Source organism: Micromonospora sp. CPCC 205561 (genome assembly GCF_036906775.1).
In the GTDB taxonomy this organism is placed as follows: Bacteria; Actinomycetota; Actinomycetes; order Mycobacteriales; family Micromonosporaceae; genus Micromonospora.
The window spans coordinates 19,566-42,573 of the sequence record NZ_JBAKHV010000038.1 but is presented as its reverse complement, the minus strand read 5'-3'; the positions used below and the strand labels follow the sequence as shown (position 1 = coordinate 42,573).

16 protein-coding genes are annotated in these 23,008 nt (G+C 73.0%); 10 read left to right on the top strand and 6 right to left on the bottom strand.

Annotation, left to right across the window (positions count from 1 at the left end; all coding sequences use genetic code 11):
• Positions 1–150 precede the first annotated feature (150 nt).
• The 6 genes from V6V16_RS19700 (at position 151) to V6V16_RS19675 (ending at position 10,559) form a co-directional block, all read left to right on the top strand.
• On the top strand, positions 151–1,146 hold the full coding sequence (locus V6V16_RS19700; protein WP_334564098.1) for a DUF1702 family protein: 996 nt from the start codon (positions 151–153) through the stop codon (positions 1,144–1,146).
• A 195-nt stretch (positions 1,147–1,341) separates the two neighbouring features.
• On the top strand, positions 1,342–2,304 hold the full coding sequence (locus V6V16_RS19695; protein ID WP_334564096.1) for a DUF1702 family protein: 963 nt from the start codon (positions 1,342–1,344) through the stop codon (positions 2,302–2,304).
• Between the two features lie 73 nt (positions 2,305–2,377).
• Complete coding sequence (locus tag V6V16_RS19690) at positions 2,378–8,209, top strand: type I polyketide synthase (RefSeq protein WP_334564095.1); 5,832 nt, start codon at positions 2,378–2,380, stop codon at positions 8,207–8,209.
• Positions 8,210–8,212: 3 nt separating this feature from the next.
• A complete protein-coding gene (locus tag V6V16_RS19685; protein WP_334564094.1) occupies positions 8,213–8,653 on the top strand; it encodes an acyl-CoA thioesterase in 441 nt (146 codons plus the stop codon).
• Between the two features lie 14 nt (positions 8,654–8,667).
• Positions 8,668–9,201, top strand: coding sequence for a flavin reductase family protein (locus V6V16_RS19680; RefSeq protein ID WP_442934109.1), 534 nt, complete (start codon positions 8,668–8,670; stop codon positions 9,199–9,201).
• A complete protein-coding gene (locus V6V16_RS19675) occupies positions 9,198–10,559 on the top strand; it encodes a cytochrome P450 (RefSeq protein ID WP_334564090.1) in 1,362 nt (453 codons plus the stop codon). The genes V6V16_RS19680 and V6V16_RS19675 overlap by 4 nt, the downstream gene beginning before the upstream one ends.
• Before the next feature lie 226 nt (positions 10,560–10,785).
• On the opposite strand, the gene V6V16_RS19670 is transcribed toward V6V16_RS19675, so the two are convergent.
• The gene (locus V6V16_RS19670; protein ID WP_334564089.1) at positions 10,786–11,574 is read right to left on the bottom strand and encodes an AraC family transcriptional regulator; all 789 of its coding nucleotides are present in this window, start codon (positions 11,572–11,574) and stop codon (positions 10,786–10,788) included.
• Positions 11,575–11,968: 394 nt separating this feature from the next.
• On the opposite strand from V6V16_RS19670, the gene V6V16_RS19665 reads away from it, so the two are divergent.
• The 4 genes from V6V16_RS19665 to V6V16_RS19650 all read left to right on the top strand — a co-directional run bounded on the left by V6V16_RS19665 (position 11,969) and on the right by V6V16_RS19650 (position 17,281).
• Entirely contained in the window at positions 11,969–12,661 is a 693-nt protein-coding gene (locus V6V16_RS19665; protein WP_334564131.1) for a MerR family transcriptional regulator, read from the top strand.
• A gap of 443 nt (positions 12,662–13,104) precedes the next feature.
• Positions 13,105–15,012, top strand: a complete 1,908-nt coding sequence (locus V6V16_RS19660; protein WP_334564087.1) for a CRTAC1 family protein — start codon at positions 13,105–13,107, stop codon at positions 15,010–15,012.
• Positions 15,009–16,058, top strand: a complete 1,050-nt coding sequence (locus tag V6V16_RS19655; protein ID WP_334564085.1) for an enediyne biosynthesis protein — start codon at positions 15,009–15,011, stop codon at positions 16,056–16,058. The genes V6V16_RS19660 and V6V16_RS19655 overlap by 4 nt, the downstream gene beginning before the upstream one ends.
• 287 nt (positions 16,059–16,345) lie before the next feature.
• A complete protein-coding gene (locus V6V16_RS19650; RefSeq protein ID WP_334564083.1) occupies positions 16,346–17,281 on the top strand; it encodes a hypothetical protein in 936 nt (311 codons plus the stop codon).
• 106 nt (positions 17,282–17,387) lie between these two features.
• Here the strand turns inward: V6V16_RS19650 and V6V16_RS19645 are convergent, their stop codons facing one another.
• The 5 genes from V6V16_RS19645 to V6V16_RS19625 form a co-directional block, all read right to left on the bottom strand.
• Positions 17,388–18,062 (bottom strand): lysoplasmalogenase, encoded by a 675-nt coding sequence (locus tag V6V16_RS19645; protein ID WP_334564081.1) that lies wholly within the window; start codon positions 18,060–18,062, stop codon positions 17,388–17,390.
• On the bottom strand, positions 18,059–18,910 hold the full coding sequence (locus tag V6V16_RS19640) for a sterol desaturase family protein (RefSeq protein WP_334564079.1): 852 nt from the start codon (positions 18,908–18,910) through the stop codon (positions 18,059–18,061). Before V6V16_RS19640 ends, V6V16_RS19645 begins: the two co-directional genes overlap by 4 nt.
• A complete protein-coding gene (locus V6V16_RS19635) occupies positions 18,907–19,632 on the bottom strand; it encodes a FadR/GntR family transcriptional regulator (RefSeq protein WP_334564077.1) in 726 nt (241 codons plus the stop codon). The genes V6V16_RS19640 and V6V16_RS19635 overlap by 4 nt, the downstream gene beginning before the upstream one ends.
• Positions 19,633–19,758: 126 nt before the next feature.
• Entirely contained in the window at positions 19,759–21,201 is a 1,443-nt protein-coding gene (locus tag V6V16_RS19630) for a hypothetical protein (protein WP_334564076.1), read from the bottom strand.
• Between the two features lie 173 nt (positions 21,202–21,374).
• Entirely contained in the window at positions 21,375–22,772 is a 1,398-nt protein-coding gene (locus V6V16_RS19625; protein ID WP_334564075.1) for a pectate lyase, read from the bottom strand.
• Positions 22,773–23,008 lie beyond the last annotated feature (236 nt).

The window sequence follows — 23,008 nt, the reverse complement described above, 5'->3', positions numbered from 1 at the left end:
CCGGCCGAGCCGCCCGTCCACCCACGGCGCTCCGGTGGCGACGGCGGATGAGGGCACAGCAGAAGAGGCGGCCCCGGCCGGCGCGAGGTGACGATGAAGTCTCCCGCCGGCCGGGGCCGGCGTCGTCGTACCGACTAGGGGAGCTGCCACATGTCGACGGTACTGGGTTCCGTGCGCCGACTGCTGATGGCGCCGACGCTGGCGGACGTGACCTTCGAGCGCCGCGGCTTTCCCGGCCCCGCCACCGAGGTCACCCGGCGGTTGGAGGCGGTCCCGCAGTCGGTGGTCTGCGGGTTCGAGTGGGGCATCGACACCCGCGACCCCTGGGAGCTGGAGCGCCGGCTGGCGCTCGTCGACCCGGAGCTGCTCGGCTTCGCCTACGAGGGCGCCACGATGGCCTGCACGATCCTCGACGTGATGGGGCCCCGGCAGGGTACCCGCACCCGTGACCTGCTGCGGGGACCGGGCGCGCCGCACCTCTTCCTCGCCTACATCGGGATCGGGTTCGCCATGGCCCGCCTGCCACGCCGCTTCTGGCGGCAGGTCGTCCCGGACCTCACCGGCTCGCCCTACCACCCGACGATGTCGTGGCTGGCCGTGGACGGCTACGGGTTCGACCGCGCCTACTTCGACCTGGACCGGTGGGTGACCCGCCAGCAGCGGCTGCCGGCGTACCCGTGGCAGGGCCACCAGGACTACTTCCTCCGGGCCGCCGACCAGGGACTCGGCCGGGCCCTGTGGTTTATCCACGGCGCCCGTACCGCCGACGTGACCGCGGCGGTGCGCGCGTTCGCGACCGAGCGGCACGGGGACCTGTGGAGCGGCGTCGGGCTGGCGGCCACCTTCGCCGGCGGCGCCGACGCGGAGGCGCTCGTCGCGCTGCGCGAGGACGCCGGCGCGTGCGCGCCGGACCTGGCCCAGGGCGCGGTCTTCGCGGCGAAGGCCCGCAGCCACGCGGGTCACGTGCCGGAGCACAGCGAGGCCGCCATGCAGGCGCTCGGCGGACGCTCCGTGGCCGCCGTGGCGCTGCTCGCCGACGAGGTGGCGGTCCGCGCCGAGGCGGCCGGACGGCTGCCCGCGTACGAGGTGTGGCGGCGCAACGTCCGCGCCCACTTCGCGCCGGCCGACATCGGCCGCGACCACTGATCGCGACGACCGGCCCCGGACGCCCGGCGTCCGTGCGCGGCGCGGTTTCCCCCTGTCGCCATGGTTCGCGAATGTTTCGGACAGTTGTCGTCGATGCGCAAGAGCGAAGAACATCGCCCTCTTCGTGTTTGTCATTATCGAAACAGATGTCCGTCCTCGGCGGACGTCGAATCCAACTTTTTTGGGGAGCGTGCGATGCAGAGCCTCCGCGACCTGCGGCGCAAGATTCTGACGCCAAATATCTCCGAGACGAAACTCGACGTGCGCGGCTTCCACGTGAAGGACGACGAATCGAAGGAGATGCTCGAAAATGTCGGCGCCTCATTCCTCGCCGGTTACGGATTCGCCGCCGAGGCGGCGACGACCGAGGCGGCGGAGCGTCGCCTGGAGACCCTGCCGACGCGGTTTCGCGGCTTCGCCTACGAGGGCGCCGGGATGGGCTTCGCGGTCCGCGACGCGCTGCGCCCGGGCCGCCCGAGGCACGTACGGAGCCTGCTCTCCGGCCGGGGCGACGCGCACGTCTACATGATCTACGTCGGCGTCGGCTGGGCGATGGCCCGGGTGCCCCGGATCCGCTGGGGCCAGCTGCACGCCCCGGATCCGCTGCTGCGCTGGCTGGTGCTCGACGGCTACGGCTTCCACCAGGCGTACTTCCACACCGACCGGTACGTGCGCGGGCAGTACCGGCACGAGAACTTCCCCTGGCCAGCCGACGGCCCCCGCGGGTACGCCGCCCGCGTCATCGACCAGGGCGTGGGCCGCGCCATGTGGTTCGTCGGCGGCACCGACGCGGACGTGGTCAGCGACCTCATCGCCGCGTTCCCGGCACACCGGCGCGCCGACCTGTACGCCGGCGCCGGCCTCGCCGCCACCTACGCCGGAGGGGTCACGGAGGCGGAACTGCGCCGCTTCCGCGAGCGCGCCGGCGACCACCGCATCGACCTCGCCCAGGGCAGCGCCTTCGCGGCGGGAGCCCGGGTCCGCGCGGGACTGGTCGTCCCGCACAACGAGATCGCCACCCAGGTGTTCTGCGGCGTGACCCCCGCCGAGGCGGCGAAGGTCACCGACGTCACGCTGCCCGCCGAGGGGGACGGGGACGTCCCCGCCTTCGAGCGGTGGCGGCGGGCCATCGCCGCGGAGTTCGAGGCGTGGTGCTGAGCGTGGCGCCCCCGGGTCCGGACCACCTCCCACCCCGGCGGTCCACCGATACGTGCAACGAAGGAGAGACCTCGTGACCAGGATCGCTGTCGTAGGGATGGCGTGCCGCTACCCGGATGCCACCTCACCACGGGAACTGTGGGAGAACGCCCTCGCCGGGCGTCGCGCCTTCCGCCGGCTGCCCGAGGAGCGGATGCGGCTGGACGACTACTTCGACCCCGACCCCGCCACGCCCGACCGTTTCTACGCGCGCAACGCGGCGGTCATCGAGGGGTACGAGTTCGACCGGATCGCCTACAAGGTCGCCGGCAGCACCTTCCGCTCCACCGACCTGACCCACTGGCTGGCCCTCGACATGGCGGCCATGGCGCTGGCCGACGCCGGCTTCCCGATGGGCGAGGGACTGCCCCGCGAGCGCACCGGCGTGGTCGTCGGCAACACGCTGACCGGGGAGTTCTCCCGCGCCAACCAGCTGCGACTGCGCTGGCCGTACGTCCGACGCATGGTCGCCGCCGCGCTCAAGGAGCAGGAGTGGGACGACGACCAGCTCACCGGCTTCCTCGACGACTTCGAGGCGACGTTCAAGGAGCCCTTCCCGGAGGTCGACGAGGACACCCTGGCCGGCGGCCTGTCCAACACCATCGCGGGGCGCATCTGCAACCACTTCGACTTCAAGGGCGGTGGCTACACGGTCGACGGTGCCTGTTCGTCGTCCCTGCTCTCCGTCGCCACCGCCTGCAAGGCGCTCACGGACGGCGAGGTGGACGTGGCCGTCGCCGGCGGCGTGGACCTCTCCATTGACCCCTTCGAGATCATCGGCTTCGCCAAGACCGGCGCGCTGGCGCGCGGCGAGATGCGGGTCTACGACCGCGGCTCCAACGGGTTCTGGCCCGGCGAGGGCTGCGGCATGGTCGTCCTGATGCGCGAGTCGGAGGCGCGCCAGGCGGGGCACCGCATCTACGCCACCATCGCCGGCTGGGGCATCTCCTCCGACGGCAAGGGCGGCATCACCCGGCCGGAGGTCGGTGGCTACCGGCTCGCGCTGCGCCGGGCGTACGACCGCGCCGGGTTCGGCATCGAGACGGTCGGCCTGTTCGAGGGGCACGGCACCGGTACGGCGGTGGGCGACGCGACGGAGCTCGAGGCGCTGTCGCAGGCCCGGCGCGCCGCCGACCCCGACTCCCCGCAGGCCGCGATCAGCTCGATCAAGGGCATGATCGGGCACACCAAGGCGGCGGCCGGCGTGGCGGGCCTGATCAAGGCCGCGATGGCCGTGCACCACGAGGTGCTGCCCCCCACCATCGGCTGCGTCGACCCGCACGAGATCCTCACCGCCGAGCACTCCGCGCTGCGGGCCCTGCGCAAGGCCGAGCCGTGGCCGCGCGACCTGCCGGTGCGCGCCGGTATCACGGCGATGGGATTCGGCGGCATCAACACGCACATCGTGCTGGAGAACGAGCGGCCCCGCCGATCGTCCCGCCTCGACAGCCGGTTCCGCAACGTCGCGGCGTCCATGCAGGACGCCGAGCTGCTCCTGGTCGACGGCGCCAACGCGCAGGAACTGCGCGAGCGGCTGCGGCACCTGGCCGAGTTCGTGGCGACGGTGTCGTACGCCCAGCTCGGTGACCTCGCCGCGACCCTGCACCGGGAGCTGCGCGACCTGCCCTACCGGGCGGCGGTGGTGGTCTCCTCGCCCGAGGACGCCGAGCGGCAGCTCGCCCGGATCTGCGACACCCTCGACGCCGGCGAGGCGCGGCTCTTCTCCGCCGACGGCCGCTGCTTCCTGGGACACGTCAGCGGCCCGGGCCGCATCGGCTACCTCTTCCCGGGGCAGGGATCCGGCCGGGGCACCTCGGGCGGCGCGCTGCGCCGCCGCTTCGCCGACGTGGAGGAGGTGTACCAGCGCGCGGCGCTGCCGAGCAGCGGCGACATGGTCGCCACGGCGGTGGCCCAGCCCCGGATCGTCACCGGGGCGCTGGCCGGCCTGCGGGCACTGTCGCTGCTGAACCTGGAGGCGACCGTCGCGGTCGGGCACAGCCTCGGCGAGATCGCCGCGCTGCACTGGGCCGGCGTGCTCGACGACGACGCCCTGCTGCGGGTGGCGGGCGTACGCGGCCGGACGATGGCCGAGCACAGCGCCTCCGGCACGATGGCCAACATCAGCGCACCGCCCGAGCGGGTGGCCGGTCTGATCGCCGGCCTGGCCGTGGTGATCGCCGCCTACAACGGGCCGGAGCAGACAGTGGTCGCCGGGTCCGTGGCCGCGGTGGAGGAGGCCTGCGAGCGGGCCGGCGCCGCGGGCCTGCGCTCCACCCGGTTGTCGGTGTCCCACGCGTTCCACTCCCCGCTGGTCGAGCCGGCCGCGGACGCCTTCCGCGACGCGATAGCGGGGGAGTCGTTCGCTCCGGTCGCCCGGCGGGTCGTCTCCACCGTCACCGGCGAGACGCTCGCCCAGGACACCGACGTCGCCGCCCTGCTGCACCGTCAGATCACCGACCCGGTGCTCTTCGGCCAGGCCGTCGCCCTGGCCGCCAAGGAGGTCGACCTGTTCGTCGAGGTCGGCCCGGGCCAGGTGCTCTCCGGCCTGGCGTCGAGCACCAGCGAGGTGCCGGCGGTGGCGCTCAACACCGACGACGAGTCGCTCGCGGGTCTGCTGCGGGTGGCGGCCGCGGCGTACGTCGTCGGCGCCGGCGGCGTCGAGGGCACCCTCTTCCACGACCGGCTGGTGCGGCCCCTGGAGGTGGGACAGCAGTTCCGCTTCTTCGCCAGCCCCTGCGAGTCCGCCCCGGTCGTCAGCCTGTCCAGGGGTGCCGGAGCCGCGACCGACCGCTCGGCGGGCCGGCCGACGGCCGCCCCGCAGCAGTCGGAGCCGGAGCAGCCGACCGGCGAGTCCGGCCTGCAACTGCTGCGCCGGCTGGCCGCCGAACGGGCCGAGCTGCCGCTGGAGATGGTGCACGACGGCAGCCAGCTCCTCGACGACCTGCATCTGAGCTCCATCACGGTCGGCCAGCTGGTCAACCAGGCCGCGCAGCGGCTGGGCATCCCGCCGGCGCAGACCCCGACCAACTTCGCGACGGCCACCGTCGGCGAGCTGGCCGAGGCGCTGGAGCAGCTCGCGCGCACCGGCCGCGCCGGTGAGACGTCCGGTCCGACCTTCGTGCACGGCGTCGCCGACTGGTGCCGGGCCTGGGCGGTGGAGCTCGACGAGGTGCCGTCCCCGGCAGCCAAGGGCCCCGAGGCCGACGGCCCGTGGGAACTCTTCGCCACCCCGGGCCACCCGCTCGCCGAGCCGCTGCGCGCGGCGCTGAGCGGCGCCGGTGTCGGCGGGGGGACGCTGGTGTGCCTGCCGGAGCGGTGCGCGGAGGCCGACCTGGAGCTGGCCCTGCGCGGTGCGCAGGCGGCGACCGCCGCCGCCCCCGGCACCCGGTACGTGCTGGTGCAGCAGGGTCCGGGAGCGGCCGGGCTGGCCAAGACCCTGCGGCTGGAGGCGCCGCACCTGCGGATCACGATCGTGCACACGCCGTTCGGGCCGGACGCCGTCGCGCGGGTGGTCGGCGACGTCGCCGCCACCGACGGCTTCGCCGAGGTCCACTACGACGCGGCCGGGCGGCGACAGGTGCCCACCCTGCGCGGGCTGCCGGTGCGCGCCACCGAGGTCCGGCAGCCGCTGGGCGCGGAGGACCTGCTGCTGGTCAGCGGCGGCGGCAAGGGCATCACCGCGGAGTGCGCGCTGGCGATGGCCATGGACAGCGGCGCCGCCCTCGCCGTGCTCGGCCGCTCCGATCCCGCCGAGGACGAGGAGCTCTCCGCGAACCTGCGGCGGATGGCGGACGCGGGCGTCCGGGTGCGGTACGCCCGGGCCGACGTGGCCGACGCGGCGCAGGTACGCCGGGCGGTCGACGGGATCGTCGCCGAGCTGGGCCCGGTTACCGCGGTGCTGCACGGGGCGGGCCGCAACGAGCCGGCGGCGCTGACCGGCCTGACCATGGACGCCTTCCGCCGCACCTTCGCACCGAAGGTCGACGGGCTGCGGGCGGTGCTCGACGCGCTCGACCCCGAGCGGCTGCGCCTGCTGGTGACGTTCGGCAGCATCATCGGCCGGGCCGGCCTGCGCGGCGAGGCGCACTACGCGACGGCCAACGACTGGCTGGCCGAGCAGACCGTCGACTTCGGCCGCCGCCACCCGACCTGTCGCAGCCTCTGCCTCGAGTGGTCGGTCTGGTCCGGCGTCGGCATGGGCGAGCGGCTCTCGGTGGTCGAGGCGTTGACCCGCGACGGGATCACCCCGGTCACGCCCGACCAGGGCGTGGCGATGCTCCGGCGCCTGGTCGCCGACCCGCACGCCCCGTCGGTGGTGGTGGTCAGCGGACGCACCGAGGGCATCGACACCGTCCGGCCGGACCTCCCCGAGCTGCCGCTGCTGCGGTTCGTGGAGCGCCCGCTCGTGCGCTACCACGGCGTCGAGCTGGTCACCGAGGCGGAGCTGAAGCCGGCCGCCGACCTCTACCTGGAGCACCACCGGCTGGACGGCAACCTGCTCTTCCCGGCGGTGTTCGGCATGGAGGCGATGGCCCAGGTCGCGGCCGCGGTGACGGGCCGGGCGGAGACTCCGGTCATCGAGCAGGCGGAGTTCCTGCGACCGATCGTGGTGCCGCCGGACGGCAGCACCACCGTCCGCATCGCCACCCTCGTGGTCGACGACGGGATCGTGGACGCGGTCATCTACAGCGCCGAGACGGACTTCCGGGCCGCGCACTTCCAGGCCCGGCTGCGCTTCACCGACGCGCGGCCGGCCTCGGGTCCCCCGGAGCAGGTGCCCGCCGGCCTGCCGGCGGTGCCGCTGGACCCCGCCGCCGACCTGTACGACGGGATCCTCTTCCAGGGCGGACGCTTCCAGCGGCTGCGCCGCTACCACCGGGCGGCGGCCCGACACGTCGACGTCGACGTGGTGACCGAGCCGGCGACGAGGTGGTTCGCCGACTACCTGCCGGCCACACTGCTCCTCGGCGACCCGGGGGTGCGCGACGCGCTCATGCACGGCAACCAGGTCTGCGTCCCCGACGCGACGCTGCTGCCGGCGGGGATCGAGCGGCTGCATCCGGCGGGCCCGCGGCTGACGGAGGCGGAGGAGCTGCGCTACTGCGCCGTGGAGCGCAGCCGCGACGGCGACACCTACGTCTACGACATCGCGCTGCGCGCCGCCGACGGCGAGGTCGTGGAGCGCTGGGAGGGCCTGCGGCTGCGGGCGGTGCGCAAGACCGACGGGAAGGGCCCCTGGGTCGCGTCGCTGCTCGGGCCGTACCTGGAGCGCACCGTCGGTGACCTGGTCGGCGGCGACGTCGCGGTCGCGGTGGAGCCCGGCCCGGCGGGTCCGGTCCGGCGCGGCGAGTCCGCCGGACAGGGCACGTCGGACGAGGTCCGCAGGAGGCGCGCCCGCACCGCGGTCGCCGCCGGCCGGGCGGCGGGCCACCCCGTCGAGGTCGCGTACCGGCCCGACGGGCGCCCCGAACTGGCCGACGGGCGCTCGCTCTCCGCGGCGCACGCGGAGGACCTGGCCCTGTGCGTGGTCGGGAGCGCGACGGTCGCCTGCGACGTGGAGGCCGTACGCGACCGGGACGAGTCGGTCTGGGCGGGCCTGCTCGGCGCGCACGCGGACCTCGCCCGGCTCTGCGCCACCGACGGCGGGGAGTCGCTCGACGCCGCCGCGACGCGGGTGTGGGCGGCGATCGAGTGCCTGCGCAAGGCGGGCCTGTCGCACCGGGCGCCGCTGGTGGTGGTGCCGACCGACCGGGCCGGCTGGCTGGTGTTCGCCTCCGGCGAGCTGCGGATCGCCACGCTCGTCACGAGCGTGCGGGACCTCTCCCAGCCGATGGCGTTCGCGATCCTGACGGAAGGACGGGTCTAGGCGATGGACAAGTACTTCGAGTACCTGCACACGGTGGGCTTCGAGGAGACCAACCTCGTCGGCAACGTGTACTACGTCAACTACCTGCGCTGGCAGGGGCGCTGCCGGGAGATGTTCCTCAAGGAACGGGCGCCGGACGTGCTGGCGGACGTGCGCGGTGACCTGAAGCTGTTCACCCTGCGCGTCGACTGCGAGTTCTTCGCCGAGATCACCGCGTTCGACGAGTTGTCCATCCGGATGCGCCTGGAGGAACTGGCACAGACCCAGGTGGAGTTCAGTTTCGACTACGTGAAGCTCGAACGGGACGGCGGCGAGACGCTGGTGGCCCGGGGCCGGCAGCGCATCGCCTGCATGCGCGGCCCGAACACCCGCACCGCGCCGGCGAGGGTGCCGGAAGCGCTGGCGACGGCCCTGCAGCCGTACGCCTCGGCGCGGCGCTCCTGACGGAAGGGACGGACGTGGACGTACAGCGAACACTCACCGTCGGAACGCCCGACGTGAAGGCACTTCGGCGGGCGTTCGGTGCGTTCGCGACCGGCGTCACCGTGGTGACCGTCGGCGGCGCGACCCCGCACGGAATGACGGCCAACTCCTTCACCTCGGTGTCGCTCGACCCCGCGCTGATCCTGGTGTGCATCGACCGCAAGGCGCTGATGCACGCCTGCCTCTCCGAGACCCGCGAGTTCGGCGTCTCGGTGCTGACCGACGGCCAGGAGCAGGTGGCCCGCTACTTCGCCGACGGGCGGCGCCCGCTCGGCGGGGAGCAGTTCGAGCAGGTGCAGTGGCACCCGGGCCAGGCGACGGGGGCGCCGCTGATCAGCGGCGCCCTCGCCCACTTCGAGTGCGAGGTGTGGCGGTCCTACGACGGCGGCGACCACACGATCTTCCTCGGCCGGCTGCTCTCCCTGGAGCGCCGGTCGGGGGAGGAGGCGTTGCTCTTCCTGGCGGGGCGGTTCCGTCAGGTCGAGCGGGAGCGGAGCGAGGCGGCATGACGACCATCGACGGGCGGGGCCTGCGTACGCCGCCGGGCCCGCCGCGTTCCCACGCGGTGAACATGCTGGTCCTGATGACGCGGGACCGGCTGAGGATGATGACCCTGGCGGCCGAGCGGTACGGCGACGCCGCCCGGCTGCCGGTCGGGCACCGGCAGCTCTACTTCTTCAACCACCCCGACCACGCCAAGCACGTGCTCACCGACAACGCCGCCAACTACCAGAAGGGCATCGGCCTGGTGCACGCCCGCCGGGCGCTCGGCGACGGGCTGCTCACCAGCGAGGGCGAGTTGTGGCGCAAGCAGCGCAAGGTGATCCAGCCGGCGTTCCAGAGCCGGCGGCTCGCCCAGTACGCGGGGGTGATCGGCGAGGAGGCCGCCCTGCTCGTCCGGCGGCTGGTGGCCCGGATCGACGGGCCCCCGGTGGACGTGCTGGAGGAGATGACGACGCTGACCCTGGGGGTGCTCGGGCGGACCCTGCTCGACGCCGAACTCGGCGGCTTCCACGGCGTCGGGGACTCCTTCGCCGCCGTGCAGGACCAGGCCATGTTCGAGCTGGAGACGCTCAGTACCGTGCCGCACTGGATCCCGCTGCCGCGGCAGCGGCGGTTCCGGCGCGCCCGCGGACACCTCCAGCACGTCGTCGACGAGCTCGTCGCCGGCCGGGGCCGGGACGTGGACGGGCGCGACGACGTGCTCTCCCGCCTGATCATCTCGACCCGGCTGGAGAGCGACCCACGGGTGGCCCGGCAGCGGCTGCGCGACGAGCTGGTCACGCTGCTGCTGGCGGGGCACGAGACGACCGCCAGCACGCTGGGCTGGAGCCTGCACCTGCTCGATCGCCACCCGGCGATCAGGCAGCGGGTCCGCGAGGAGGCCGTGACGGTGCTGGGCGACCGGGTGCCGGTCTACGAGGACCTGCACCGGCTGCGGTTCACGGCGATGGTGGTGGAGGAGGCGATCCGGCTCTACCCGCCGGTGTGGCTCCTGCCGCGCAAGGCGCAGCAGGCGGACGAGATCGGCGGGTACCACGTGCCGGCGGGGGCGGACATCCTCATCTCCCCGTACACCCTGCACCGCCATCCCCGGTTCTGGGACGCGCCGGAGCGCTTCGACCCGGACCGCTTCGACGCGCAGCGGACCTCGGAGCGCCCCCGGTACGCGTACATCCCGTTCGGCGCGGGCCCGCGCTTCTGCGTCGGCAACAACCTGGGGATGATGGAGGCGACCCTCGTGCTGGCCATGCTGGCCCGGGACGTGCGCCTGACCGGGGTGCCGGGCCGTCCGGTGGTGCCCGAGCCGATGCTGTCGCTGCGCGTACGCGGCGGCCTGCCGATGACGGTACGCAAGGTCGACTGAGGCGGCGAGCGGTCCGCGGGCGCCACGGTGTCCGCGGACCGTTCGTGTGCGTCCGTACGCCTGCCGCCGGACGCGCCGGGTCGTCCCGGCGACCGCGGCCGCCGGCGGGGGATTCCGGTCCGGGCGGGTCCGGGTCGTGGCGGCGGGCCGGGGCCACGACGCTTGCCGCCGGCGCCCGTGGCGGGCGCCGGCGGCGGATCGGTGGCTGCACTGTCCGGCGGCGGGTTCAGGCGGCGTACATCGTCGCGCGGGCCCGCTGCTCGGCCTGTGCCCGCTCGTTGCGCTCGCAGGCGGCCTTGCGGCTGTCGAGCAGGGCCAGCAGCACCGGCGGGTCGAGCTTGGTGACCGGTTTCAGATAGGCGTCGGCGGTGACGGGCTGCCGGCCGCGAACGGTCAGCGGGCCCACCGAGGCCACCATCATCCCCTCCTGCCGCAGGCTCAGCACGTCGCCGGAGACCGAGTGGCACAGCAGGTGCCAGGTGCCGTCGGGCACGTCCGTGAAGCGGTAGGTCCCGGGCTCGTCGAGCACCGCGCAGCGCACCGGTGGGCCCTCGGGGATCCGGTGCTGGAACAGGCCCATGAAGATGAGCCCGGGTCCCGGCCCGTCCTCCGGCGCGGTGACCCGGCCGGCGACGACTCCCTGCGTCAGGCCGGTGGGGCGTTGGATGGGAATGCGTGGGGCGAAGCCTCCCATTCGGCGATAGGTGGTCGGCGGCAGGCCGACACTCTTGGTGAAGCGGGTGCTGAACGTCCCGACGCTGTTGTATCCCACCCGGAGACTGATGTCCGTGACATTGAGTCTCGTCGTGGTCAACAGCCGCTTCGCCTCCTGCAACCTGATCGCGGACAGGAATCGACCCGGCGAAATGCCGGTGACCCGCTGGAAGATCCGCGTGAAGTGGAACTTGCTGAACATGGCTGCGCGTGCCATGTCGTCCACCGTCAGTTGTTCCGACAGATTGCTGCGCATCGTGTCGATTGCCCGTTCCACTGCCTGCTCTGCGCTGTTGTACATTTGTCTCCCCCGGATTGCGGACAATCCAATTTCGGGTTCGGCAATTCTGCCGGCCATTTTGTGGCGTCGATTGCCATATTTTCCCGCTAACCGCAGTCGATGTTAGCCGAGCCCAGCGGGGCGGTCAACACGAGCTGCGATCAGAGAGTAGCGCGGAGTTACTGCCGCAGCTTATCGATTCTTGCCCAGAATTGGCACTATCCACTGTACAGCGCGGACATGAATCACTATCATTCCTGTTTGTATTGTGGAACTCGCCAGTATCCGTTCGTCGGCTATCAATACTTAGCGTAGTTTTTCGGACATGACCATGTGTTCTGCGGTTCTCCATCGAACTGGTGTGCGGTCGCGACTGGCCGGTGGTGGACCCGTTCCTATGGACGTCCATCTATCGATGGCTCTTTGTCGATCTCTATGGCAAGATTGCCGCAACGTTCGCCAGGGCGGAGGGCGCGTGCGTATCTCGGAACTCAGTCGACAGAGTGGCGTGTCAGTCCCGACGATCAAGTTCTACCTGCGTGAGGGATTGCTCCCAGGGGGTGTGCCAACCGGCCGCAATCAGGCCGACTACGGCGAGCGGCACCTGCGCCGGATTCGACTGATCCGGGTGCTGACCGGGATCGCCGGGCTCGACCTCTCCTCGGTCCGGGACATCCTGGCCGCCATCGACGACGACGAGGTCACCCTCCGGGACGCGTACCAGGTCCTGGACCAGGTCCTGCACCTGGACGGCGCGGAGACCCTGTCCCGTTCCGCCGTGGAACGGGCGCGGACGGACGTGGCGGATCTCACCGGCGCGCTCGGCTGGTCCCCCGACGCCAGCACGTGCGGCCGCGAGGTGCTCGCGCACGTGCTGGCCGGGCTGCGCAGCCTCGGCTGCACCGCCGAGGTCCCCTTCTTCACCCCCTTCGCCCGGGCGGCCGAGCTGCTCGTGGTGGCGGAGCTCGACCTCATCGTCGACGAGAGCGCCGCCGCCAAGGCGCCGGCGATCGTCCGCAGCATCCTGTTCGAGGTCGCGCTGTCCGCCCTGCGCCGGATCGCGCACGAGCACTACGTGGCAGAGCGATTCCCCGACCAGAGCGGATGACGGCCGCGCCGCGACCGGCGCCGCGCATGTCGGAGCGCCGCGCGGGCGTGACGTCCACTGAGCAACCTTTGAGAAGAACTCGGGCGGCGCTCCCGCCACGATAAGTGAGCCGGTAGCGACTTTCCGCTACCGGTTTCGCCAGGCATCGTGAAGGGACCGCACGTCATGCCTCGATCGGCTGGGAAAGTGCACCCGCAGCGGACGCCTTAGCGTCACGCGTCGCGGGCGTCCGTCGCCGGCAATTCACTGGTCGCGCAGAACAGGCGAGAGAACCGCCGGCGGTCAATTCACTTCTTCCGTCAGCCGCTGACGCTGCCCGTCGCCAGACCCGGCCGCACGGCCAGTACGCCGTTGCGCGGCACGGGTGATGGCCGAATCTGAAGGGGAACCCCTTGCCATCGCAACCCGTCGGCGCTATCCGCCGAATCATTCCCGCCGTCTTCGTGTTGGTCCTAGTGGCCGCGTTCTTCGTCGTCGCCCGGCTGCCCAGCGCGTCGGCCGAGGAGCGCCGGACGCTGGCATCGCGGTTCGGCTTCACCGAGCTGCCGATCGCGCTGCCGCCCGGCCTGCCCGAGCGCACCGTGCGGCCGGTGAATCCCGAGTACGAGCACATCCGCGCCTGGGTGTCGTCGGTCGGCGCCGCCGTCGCGGCGAACGACCTCGACGGCGACATGATCGCCAACGACCTCTGCCTGGTCGACACCCGCAGCGACAGCGTGATCGTCACGCCGTCGCCCGACGGGCCCGCCCGGTACGCGCCCTTCGTGCTGGACCCCGCGCCGCTGCCCACCCACAGGTCGATGGCGCCGATGGGCTGCGTGCCCGGGGACTTCAACGGTGACGGCCGCACCGACCTGCTCGCCTACTACTGGGGCCGTACGCCGGTGATGTTCCTGCACCGGGCCTCCGCGAAGGCCCCGCTGAGCAAGGCGACCTTCCAGCCCACCGAGCTGGTCGGCCAGCCGTCCTCCTCGGGGGGCGAGTACCAGGGCAAGTTCTGGAACACCAACGCGGTCGCCGTCGCGGACTTCGACGGCGACGGCCGCCCGGACATCGGCGTCTTCAACTACTTCCCGGACAGCCAGGTCCTCGACCCGGTCGGGCAGCCGAACGTCGAGATGAACCACTCGCTCTCCCGCGCCGAGAACGCCGGCGGTGCGCACGTGCTGCGCTGGACCGGCGCCACCAGCGGCGACAACCCGAGCGTGACGTACGTCGAGCAGGCCGCCATCCCGCCGGAGTTCGCCACCGGCTGGACGCTCGGCGCCGGCTCCGCCGACATCGACGGCGACCTGCTGCCCGAGCTGTACCTGGCCAACGACTTCGGCCGGGACCGCTTCTTCCACAACGTCTCCCGCCCTGGCCAGATCAAGTTCGCCATGGTCGAGGGGCGTCGGGGCGCGCTCACCCCGAAGTCCATGGTGGTCGGGCACGACTCCTTCAAGGGCATGTCCATCGAGTTCGGCGACCTGGCCGGCACCGGCAGGTTCGACATGTTCGTCAGCAACATCACCAGCTCCTGGGGCCTGGAGGAGAGCAACTTCGTCTGGCGCAACAACTCTTCGAGCCTGGCCGACGCCCGCAAGCGGCTGAGCGAGGGCAAGGCCGTCTTCGACAACAAGGCCGCCGAGCTCAACATGGCCTGGGTCGGCTGGGGCTGGGATGCCAAGATCGCCGACTTCGACAACAGCGGCGAGATGTCGGTGGTGCAGACCGCCGGGTTCGTCAAGGGCAAGATCAACCGTTGGTCCTGGCTCCAGGAGCTGGCCATGAGCAACGACCTCATGCTCCGCAACCCGGCGATGTGGCCCAAGGCCGAGCCGGGTGACGACATCGCCGGTTCCGAGCCGTTCGCGTTCTGGGTGCGGGAGAAGAACGGGCGCTACGCGAACATCAGCGCCCAGCTCGGGATGACCGACAGCACGCCGAGCCGGGGCGTGGCGGTGGCGGACACCAACGGCGACGGCGGGCAGGACTTCGCGGTCGCGCGGCAGTGGGGCGCCCCGTCGTACTACCGCAACGACAAGCCCGGCAAGGGCAACTTCCTCGGCCTGCGGCTGTGCCGGCCCGGCGAGGACGGCCTCGGCTCGCCCGCGTACGGCGCGCAGGTCCGGGTGAAGACCGCGGACGGGCGTACCCGCGTCGCGCAGCTCGACGGCGGCAGCGGCCACTCGGGCAAGCGCAGCTTCGACGTCTTCTTCGGCCTCGGCGACGCCGGCGACAAGCCGGTCTCGGCGGAGATCGCCTGGCGCGACCTCAACGGTGGCGTGCACAAGCAGACCCTCGACCTCTCCGCGGGCTGGCACACGGTCATGCTCACGGACAAAGCCCAGGAGATGAACGCCAAATGACCGACGTCCGAGACAGCGCCCGCACCGCCACCGGCGTCCGGGAGCCGGGCGACACCAAGCTCGCCGACGCCCCGGTCGGCCCGCCGCCGGTCGTCACCTTCGACCGGAACGCGTCGGTGGCCGCCACCCCCGGGGCGCCCCCGCGGGTCGACCGGCGGGACCCCCGCTACCTGGCCCTGCGCAACTTCGCCCTCTCCATGAGCATCTTCAACATCCTCGGCTACACGGTGCTGGGCTTCGAGCAGCCCTGGACCTGGCCGTTCTTCGCGCTGGCGGTCGGCTACGCCACCGAGATCGTGGTCGAGCTGGTGACCGCGCGGGCGAACAAGCGCCCGCCGGCCTTCAGCGGCAACGGCGCCTGGGGGATGTACACGTTCCTGCTGCCCACCCACATCACCGCGCTCGCGGCGAACATGCTGCTCTACGCCAACGACAACTTCTGGCCCATCGCCTTCGCGGTGGTCGTCGCGATCGGTCAGAAGGCGATCTTCCTGGCGCCGATCAAGGGCCGCATGCGGCACTTCATGAACCCGTCCAACTTCGGCATCACGGTGACCCTGGTCGCCTTCTCCTGGGTCAACATCGCCCCGCCGTACCACTTCACCGAGGACGTTCCGGACATGATCCGGCTCCTCGTGCCGCTGGTCATCCTGACCGCCGGCACGGTGCTCAACGGGGTGCTGACCAAGAAGATCCCGCTCGTCGTGGGCTGGGTGGGCGGCTTCGTGATCCAGGCGCTGGTGCGGCACTTCATCTGGGACGTCGCGCTCTGGGCGGCGCTGCTGCCGATCACCGGTGTCGCGTTCGTGCTCTTCACCAACTACATGATCACCGACCCCGGCACCACCCCCAGCTCGGGTCGCGCGCAGTTCATGTTCGGCGCGAGCGTCGCGGCCGTGTACGGCGTCCTGATCACCTTCAACGTCGTCTACACCCTCTTCTTCGCCGTGACGATCGTCTGTCTCGCCCGGGGCCTGCTCTGGTGGGGCATCTGGCTGCGTGACCGCTCCCGGCGCGCGGCGGCGGCCCAGACCGCCGTCAGCTGACGCCCTCCGATCCGTCGTCGGCGTGGCCCCGGGCGGGCCGCGCCGACGACGCGTTCGGCTGCGCGCCGCGCGGGGCGGTGCCCGACGGTCAGCACGATCGAAGATGTCACGCCGGGCGACGGCAGGCACACTGAGGGCCACCGGCGGGGCGTGCCCCGCACGGCTCAGCACCGCCGGCGCCACGCCGCCCACGCCGCGCCGCGGTGCCGCCGGCGGCCCACCCCGGCGGCGGCGGGCCGGCCCGCGTCCGCCGGCCCGGACCAGAGACGGAAACGAGGCGATGCGGCGTGCACCCGACCCCCGAGGCTCCGACCCGACACGTACCGGTGGCGCCCGTCGCGCCGCCCCCGGCACGCCGCGGACGCACGGCGCTGATCAGCGCGGCGGCGGGCGTGCTGCTGGCCGTGCTCTGGTCGTTCGAGCTGGTCGACTCGGTCATCGGTGACACGATCGCCGACGCCCTCCTCGGCCACGACGCCAAGGGCGTCGCCATCGGCGGTACGGCGGCCGGGCTGCTGTTCGCCTTCGTGTCCGGCTTCGCCGGGACCTTCACCGCCTGCAACATCGCGATGGCGGCCTCCGTCGGCCCGATGAGCCAGGCCGGAGCGGTCGGGCGACGCGCCGGCGTACGGTCGCTGCTGCGGCCCGTCGCCTGGCTGACCGTGGGCATGTTGGCGGTGTCGGTGACCTACGGCGCGATCGGCGTGCTGGTGGGCGAACGCCTGCCGCAGCTCTCGACCGACACGGTCGGCGGGATGCCCGTCCGCCTGATCCAGTCCTCGGTCGTCTTCGGCCTGATCGGCCTGGCGCTGACGTACCTCGGGCTCGCGGCCCTCGGGCTGCTGCCCGACGTCTTCGCCGCCCGGCCGGTGGCGCGGGTGGTCGTGATGGGCGCCCTGGTCGGCGGGTTCCTCGTCGGCCGCCCCTACCCGCTGTTCAACAAGCTGTTCCACTGGGCGGTGGACACCGGCAACCCGGCGTACGGCGCGCTCGCCTTCGCCCTGCAGTCGCTGGGCAACATCGTCATCGTGGCGGCGCTCTTCGCGCTCCTCATCCTGGTGAGCCGGGGGCGGTTCCTCGCCTGGATGGCGTCGCCGCGCCGCGCCGCGACGGTGACCGGCTCGCTGCTGGTCGCGCTGGGCGTCTTCACCGTCGTGTACTGGGACCTGCGCGTGCCGGCGATCTTCGGCGTGGGGTGGTTCCCGACGATGCCGTACAACTGAGCGGCGCCGCGCGGGCGGGGGCGCCCGGATCCCGGCCGGCGGGATCCGCCTCACACCTCGTGCGACGGTCCCGCGGTGCCCGGCGGGGCGAACCCCGGGCGCGGGCTCACCGTGCGCGTTCGGGCAGCGGTATCGTGCCGGACGCGGCCCCGTCGGCCCTCATCGGCACCGCCGGCCGGGCCCGGCCGGCGGTGACCGCCACCCAGCCGGTGGTGATGAGCGGCAGGGCGGCGATGTAGGTGGTCATCACGGCCAGGCCGTGGCCGGGCAGCCGGGTACCCGCGGCCTCCAGCCCGATCAGCAGGTCGGAGACGAGGAAGAGTGCGCCACCCACGGCGACCCGGCGGGAGATCCCGGCCGCGGCGGCGGCCATCAGGCTGAGCGCGAGGCTGTAGCCGAGGACCGGCAGCCGCAGCGCGCCGAGGGAGCTCCAGAGCACGGCGTTGGCCGCCGCCCAGCAGGCGAGGTATCCGGCGACCGCGACGACCGGTGGCCGCCGGTGCCGCAGGAAGGCGGTCAGGAAGGCCACCTGGGTGCCGAGGAAGCACCCCATGCCGACGAGGAACGCCGTGTCGCCGGAGACCAGCAGCGCGATGTCTCCGCCGGTCGCGAAGACCAGCCCCACGGCGACGGGGTCGACGCGCCGGCGCGTCCGCAGCAGGTGGACCAGCAGCACCGGCGCGAGCAGGGGCTTGGCCAGCCACTGCAACAGGGGCGAGTCGGCCGCCACGCCGGCCAGCTCGACGGCGGCCACCACGCCGAACGGCCAGAGACGCCTCACCGGGCCACCGCCGGCTGCCGGCGCGGGGCGGGCTGCCAGCCCGGTCGGCCGAGCACGTGGCCGAGCCGGTCCCGCCAGCAGGAGGCGGCCCGGGCGTCGGCCCAGATCGCCCGGTACTCGTGGGTCGCCACCCGCAGCGGGTTGTACGTGTCGATGTTCTTGGTCAGGCCGTACCGGACCGCCGCCCGCTCGGGCTCGAAGGTGCCGAACAGCCGGTCCCAGACGATCAGGATCCCGCCGTAGTTGCGGTCCAGGTACTCGGCGTTGGCGCCGTGGTGGACCCGGTGGTGCGACGGCGTGTTGAAGACCCACTCGATGGGGCGGGGGAGCAGGTTGATCCGCTCGGTGTGCAGGAAGAACTGGTACAGCAGGCTGACCGACTGCTGGAGGAAGATCATCCACGGTGGGATGCCCAGCAGCGCCAGGCCGAGCCAGAACGGCACGGACGTCATCGGGGTCCAGCTCTGCCGCAGGGCCGTGGAGAGGTTGAAGAAGACGCTGGAGTGGTGCACCACGTGCCCGGCCCAGAGCAGCCGCACCTCGTGGTGGGAGCGGTGGAACCAGTAGTAGGCGAGGTCGTCGGCGAAGAAGAGCAGCACCCACGTCCAGATGCTGGTGGGGGAGAGCTGGAACGGCGTGACGGTGTACGCGGCGGCGTAGAGGCCGATCGTCGCCAGCTTCCACGGCACGCCGACGACCTGGCTGCCGACGCCCATGGTCAGGCTGGTGGCCGTGTCGCGCAGCTCGTAGCCGCGTTCGTCGTCGTCGGGGGCGAAGCGGTAGGAGAGTGCCTCGACGACGACCAGGAGCAGGAACGCCGGTACGGCGTAGAGCACGGCGGGGATCATGCCCGGGTTTCCCTTCTCGGTGCTGCGGCGGGGGTGGTGAGGGGGGCGGTGAGCAGGGCCCGTGCCTCGCGTGCGGCGTCGGCGGCCCGGCCGGCGACGACGGCGTCGGCGAGCCGGCGGTGGCCCGCGACGTCGAGGAGTTCCGCGGCGCGCCGCTCCGGTGGCACCTCGCCGACGGCGAGCGCGCCGGCCACCAGGCTGTTGAAGGCCAGCAGGTAGGCGGTGTTGCCGGAGCCGGCGACGATGTGCCGCCAGAGCACGATCGTGGCCTCGCCCATCCCGGTCAGGTCCGGCGCCAGGTCGGCGTACTCCTCGACGGCGCGCGGAACCGCGGCCCGCACCGCCGGGTCGCCGCGCTCGGCGCAGAGCCGGGCGGCGTCGACGCCGATGCAGGCCCGCATCTCGAGCATGTCGCGGACCAGGGTGTCCACCGGCAGGGTGTCGTGGAAGCGGGTGAGCGACAGGGCGAGGTCGAGCCCGGCGTGCACCCGCCAGTCCAGCACCCGGGTGGCGCCGCCCTGGCTCACCCGCACCAGGCCGAGCTGCTGCAACCGGCGCAGCGCCTCCCGGACGGCGTGCCGGTTGACCCCGAAGGTGGCGGCCAGCTCCCGTTCGCCGGGCAGCGCCTCGTCCGGGCGGTAGGTGCCGCTGACGATGGCGTCACGGACCTGGCCGAAGACGTGGTCGGAGACCGAGGAGCGCGGGACGGGGGCGAAGGCCATGCGGAGCAGTGTGGCGCAGCGCACATCAACCCGTCAACTGGTTGGACCAGCCGGATGGTCGAGCCCCCGCCCGGTCCGGCCATTGCCGATCTGGCGAGCGCGCGCGGCCCGCGATCAGCGTCGACGTCAGCGGGCGGTCACCACCTGGTTCGCCGGCTGCGGCGCCGGTGCCTCGGCCGGGGCCCGCCCGCCGTCGCCGGGGGCGGTCGCCGCCGCGTCGTCGCTGCCGTCCGGGGCCGCGCCGTCGACGGGGCGGTCCACCGCCACCGGCGCCGGTCGGTCCGGGCGCGGCCGGGCCGCGACCTGCGGGTACTCGGCGGTTTCCGCGCCGCCCGTGGCGGCCGCCATGACCGCCGCCGCGGCCAGGTCGGCGACCCGCTTCGCCTCCCGCTTCACCCGCGCGCGGACCTCCTTGGCGTGCTGCTCGGCGGAGTCCGCGGCCCGGCGCGCCTCGTCGAGGCGGCGCAGCTCGTCGGTCAGCTCCTGCCGGGTGGCGGCGAGCCGCTGCTGGGCCTCGGCGAACTCCCGTTCGATGCTTGCGCTCTCCTGCCGCGCCTGGGCGAGCTGCTGCTGCGCGGCGTCCAACTCGGACTGCATCCGGGCCAGCGCCTCCCGCCGGTCCCGGATGCCCTGCTGGGCCGCGGCGAACTGCTGCTGGTGGGTCGCGGCCTGCTCGTCGGCGTGCTGGCGCACCTTGGCCGCGTACTGCTGGGCCTCCGCGATCAGCGTCGCGATCTCCTGCTCCGCCGTCGTACGCTGGGCGCCGAGCTCCCGCTCGGCGGAGGCGAGCTGCTCGGTGATCTCCTGTTCGGCGGTGGTGCGCCGCTCGTTGATCTCCCGCTCCACGCCGGCCTGCCACTGGCCCAGTTCCTGCTGGGTCTTCGCGCGCGCCGCCTGCACCTCCTGCTGGATCTGGGCGCGGGCGGAGACGAGGAACGCCTCGGACTCGGCGCGGGCCTGTTCGACCTGCTGGGCGGTCTGCTCGTCGATCCGCTTCGCCTCCTGAAGCGCGTGGTCGTGCGCCGCCTCGCCGGCCGCCCGCAGCCGCTCCGCGGCCTCGCGGATCCGGGCGAGCTCGGCCTGGGCGTTGCCGCGGCGCTCCTCGTGCTCCTTCTCGTGCTGCGCGCGTCGCGCCGCCGCCGTCTCCTCCAGCTCGCGCAGCGTCGCGTCGGTCACCTCCCGGGCCTCGGCGAGCACCCGCTCCGCCTCGGCCTCCAGGTCGGCGGCCCGCTGCCCGGCGGCGTCGGTGATGGCCCCGGCCTGCTTCTCGGCCAGGGCCAGGATCTGGTCGACCATCGGGCCGAGGTCGCGGAAGGACGCCCGGTCACGCGGGGCCGGCCGGTCGCGCAGCTCGGTCACCTCCGCCCGCAGGCGGTGCAACTCGACGGTCAGCTCGCGCAGCTGGGACGCGGCCCGCTCCCGCTCGGCGGTCGACGTCGACCGCTCGCTGTCGACCTGCTCGACGTAGCGGTCCACCTGCCGCTTGTCGTAACCGCGCAGCGCGAGGTCGAAGCTCGGCCGCGCGGCCACCTCCTCGCGTGCCGCGAACGGGTCCTCGCCGTGGGACATGCACCCTCCTCCGTACGATCGCGAGCGCCACGGCGGCGGGAAGATCCGCCCCACCGGGCCGTGCCGTGGCGCCACGCTACCGTCGCGGATCCGCGCCTGCGCCGAAAGGGTGACTCCACGCGGCGACCCCGGGGACGCTGTGGTCCACGGGGTCGCCGTCGCCCTGCCGAGGGCTACCGCCAGGTGATGTCCGACGCGGAGTAGAGGCAGTTGGTGCCGTCGGCGCCCTCACCGATCTCGCTCGGCTCGCTGCCCTTCGGCACGCCCTTGTACTTCACGCAGATCCGGGTCGTGCGGTTCGGGTCGCCGAGGATGGTGATCCGACTGAACCGGGCGGTGTCGCCCCAGTTCGTGTTGATGCCGGCCAGCATCTTCGTCGAGGTCGCGGTGACGTTCTCCATCACCACGTGCCGCTGGTACGAGGTGGAACAGTTGCCGCAGGCCCGGTAGAGCTTGCCGGAGCTCTCCACCCGGAAGTTGCGGATGTACACGGTGCCCGAGCCGTTGTGCTGGAACACCTTGTCGCTGGCGGAGCGCGCCCCGCCACCGTCCACCGTGTACGTGGTGCCGCCCCGGAAGGTCGCGGCGTCCTCGCCGACGTCCTCCCACCAGACGTTGACCAGCGTGCAGTTGCCCTCGCAGTGGACGCCGTCGCCGGCCGGGGCGCCGATGATCACGTTGCGCAGGGTGGCCCCGGGGGCGAGCACGAACATCGGGTCCTGGCTCTCGCCCTGCCCGCCGTCGCCGATGCCGTAGTAGCGCTTGAGCCCGCCGTCCAGGCTCACCGGGACGTCGATGGTGGCGTCGACCTTGACGTTGGCCGTCGGCGTGGGCCAGCTCACCGGCGGGTTCGTCGTCGGCGGGGGCGTGGTGGGCGGCGGCGTGGTGGGCGGGGGCGTGGTCGGCGGCGCGCTGGTCGGCGGCGGCGTGGTCGGGGTGGAGCCGCCGGAGGTGTCCACCGCCACGTCGTCGAAACTGGCGCTGGCGTACGCGGTGACCAGCCCGATCCGGCCGGCGGAGGCCAGGGCGCTGGTGCCGGAGCCGACCTGCGCGCCGTTGACGAAGCCCCGGACGGTGCTGCCGGCGGCCTCGATGCGCAGCGTGTACCAGCTGCCGGCCGCCGCCCCCACGGCGGCCGAGCCGAGCGAGGTGACCTGGCTGCCGTTGACCGCCTGCAACTCGGCCCGGCCGGAGCCGAGCAGGGCCAGCCGGTACATCTTCGTGCTGCTGGCCGAACGGGCGGCCAGGCCCACCAGGCCGCTGGACGAGCCGAACGACAGCGGCTTGACCCGCGCCTGGACCTGGTAGTCGGTCCAGCTCGTCTGCCCGGCGAACTGCCGGGCCAGCTCGCTGCCCTGACTGGACTGCCGCAGCGCGCCGGAGCCGTCGGTGACCACCGACCAGGTGCCGCCGGACTTCGACCATCCGCCGGCGTCGCCGTCGTTGAAGTCGTCCGAGAAGACGGTGGCGGCGGAGGCCGAGGAGCCCAGGCCGGCGGCGAGTACGGCGGCGGTGGCCCCGGCGGTGAAGGCCGCCGCCAGGGCCCGTCGTGGGGTGGGTCTCAGTTGCACGGTTTCTTCTCCTTGCGGTTCGGTATGGGGGTGCGCGGTCCGGGGGCCCGAGGAATGGGCGGGACGGGCGGTGACCGCGGCCCGGACCCGTCGTGCGGCGCGTCGGAGGCCCGGGCTCCGGCGCGGCTCAACGGGAGGTCAGGAGGCTTGGAAAGCGCTTCCCTGTTCGGCTTCACACTAGGTTTCGACGAAGAGCGTGGTCAATGCCCGCGATGTGCAGGTCTGTTGCAGCCCGG

Bases quoted from the DNA above. Each gene is read 5' to 3' on its own strand.
- V6V16_RS19700 (WP_334564098.1), top strand. From the start codon at position 151: ATGTCGACGGTACTGGGTTCCGTGCGCCGACTGCTGATGGCGCCGACG.
- V6V16_RS19695 (WP_334564096.1), top strand. From the start codon at position 1,342: ATGCAGAGCCTCCGCGACCTGCGGCGCAAGATTCTGACGCCAAATATC.
- V6V16_RS19685 (WP_334564094.1), top strand. From the start codon at position 8,213: ATGGACAAGTACTTCGAGTACCTGCACACGGTGGGCTTCGAGGAGACC.
- V6V16_RS19675 (WP_334564090.1), top strand. From the start codon at position 9,198: ATGACGACCATCGACGGGCGGGGCCTGCGTACGCCGCCGGGCCCGCCG.
- V6V16_RS19670 (WP_334564089.1), bottom strand. From the start codon at position 11,574: ATGTACAACAGCGCAGAGCAGGCAGTGGAACGGGCAATCGACACGATG.
- V6V16_RS19665 (WP_334564131.1), top strand. From the start codon at position 11,969: ATGGCTCTTTGTCGATCTCTATGGCAAGATTGCCGCAACGTTCGCCAG.
- V6V16_RS19655 (WP_334564085.1), top strand. From the start codon at position 15,009: ATGACCGACGTCCGAGACAGCGCCCGCACCGCCACCGGCGTCCGGGAG.
- V6V16_RS19640 (WP_334564079.1), bottom strand. From the start codon at position 18,910: ATGATCCCCGCCGTGCTCTACGCCGTACCGGCGTTCCTGCTCCTGGTC.
- V6V16_RS19635 (WP_334564077.1), bottom strand. From the start codon at position 19,632: ATGGCCTTCGCCCCCGTCCCGCGCTCCTCGGTCTCCGACCACGTCTTC.
- V6V16_RS19630 (WP_334564076.1), bottom strand. From the start codon at position 21,201: ATGTCCCACGGCGAGGACCCGTTCGCGGCACGCGAGGAGGTGGCCGCG.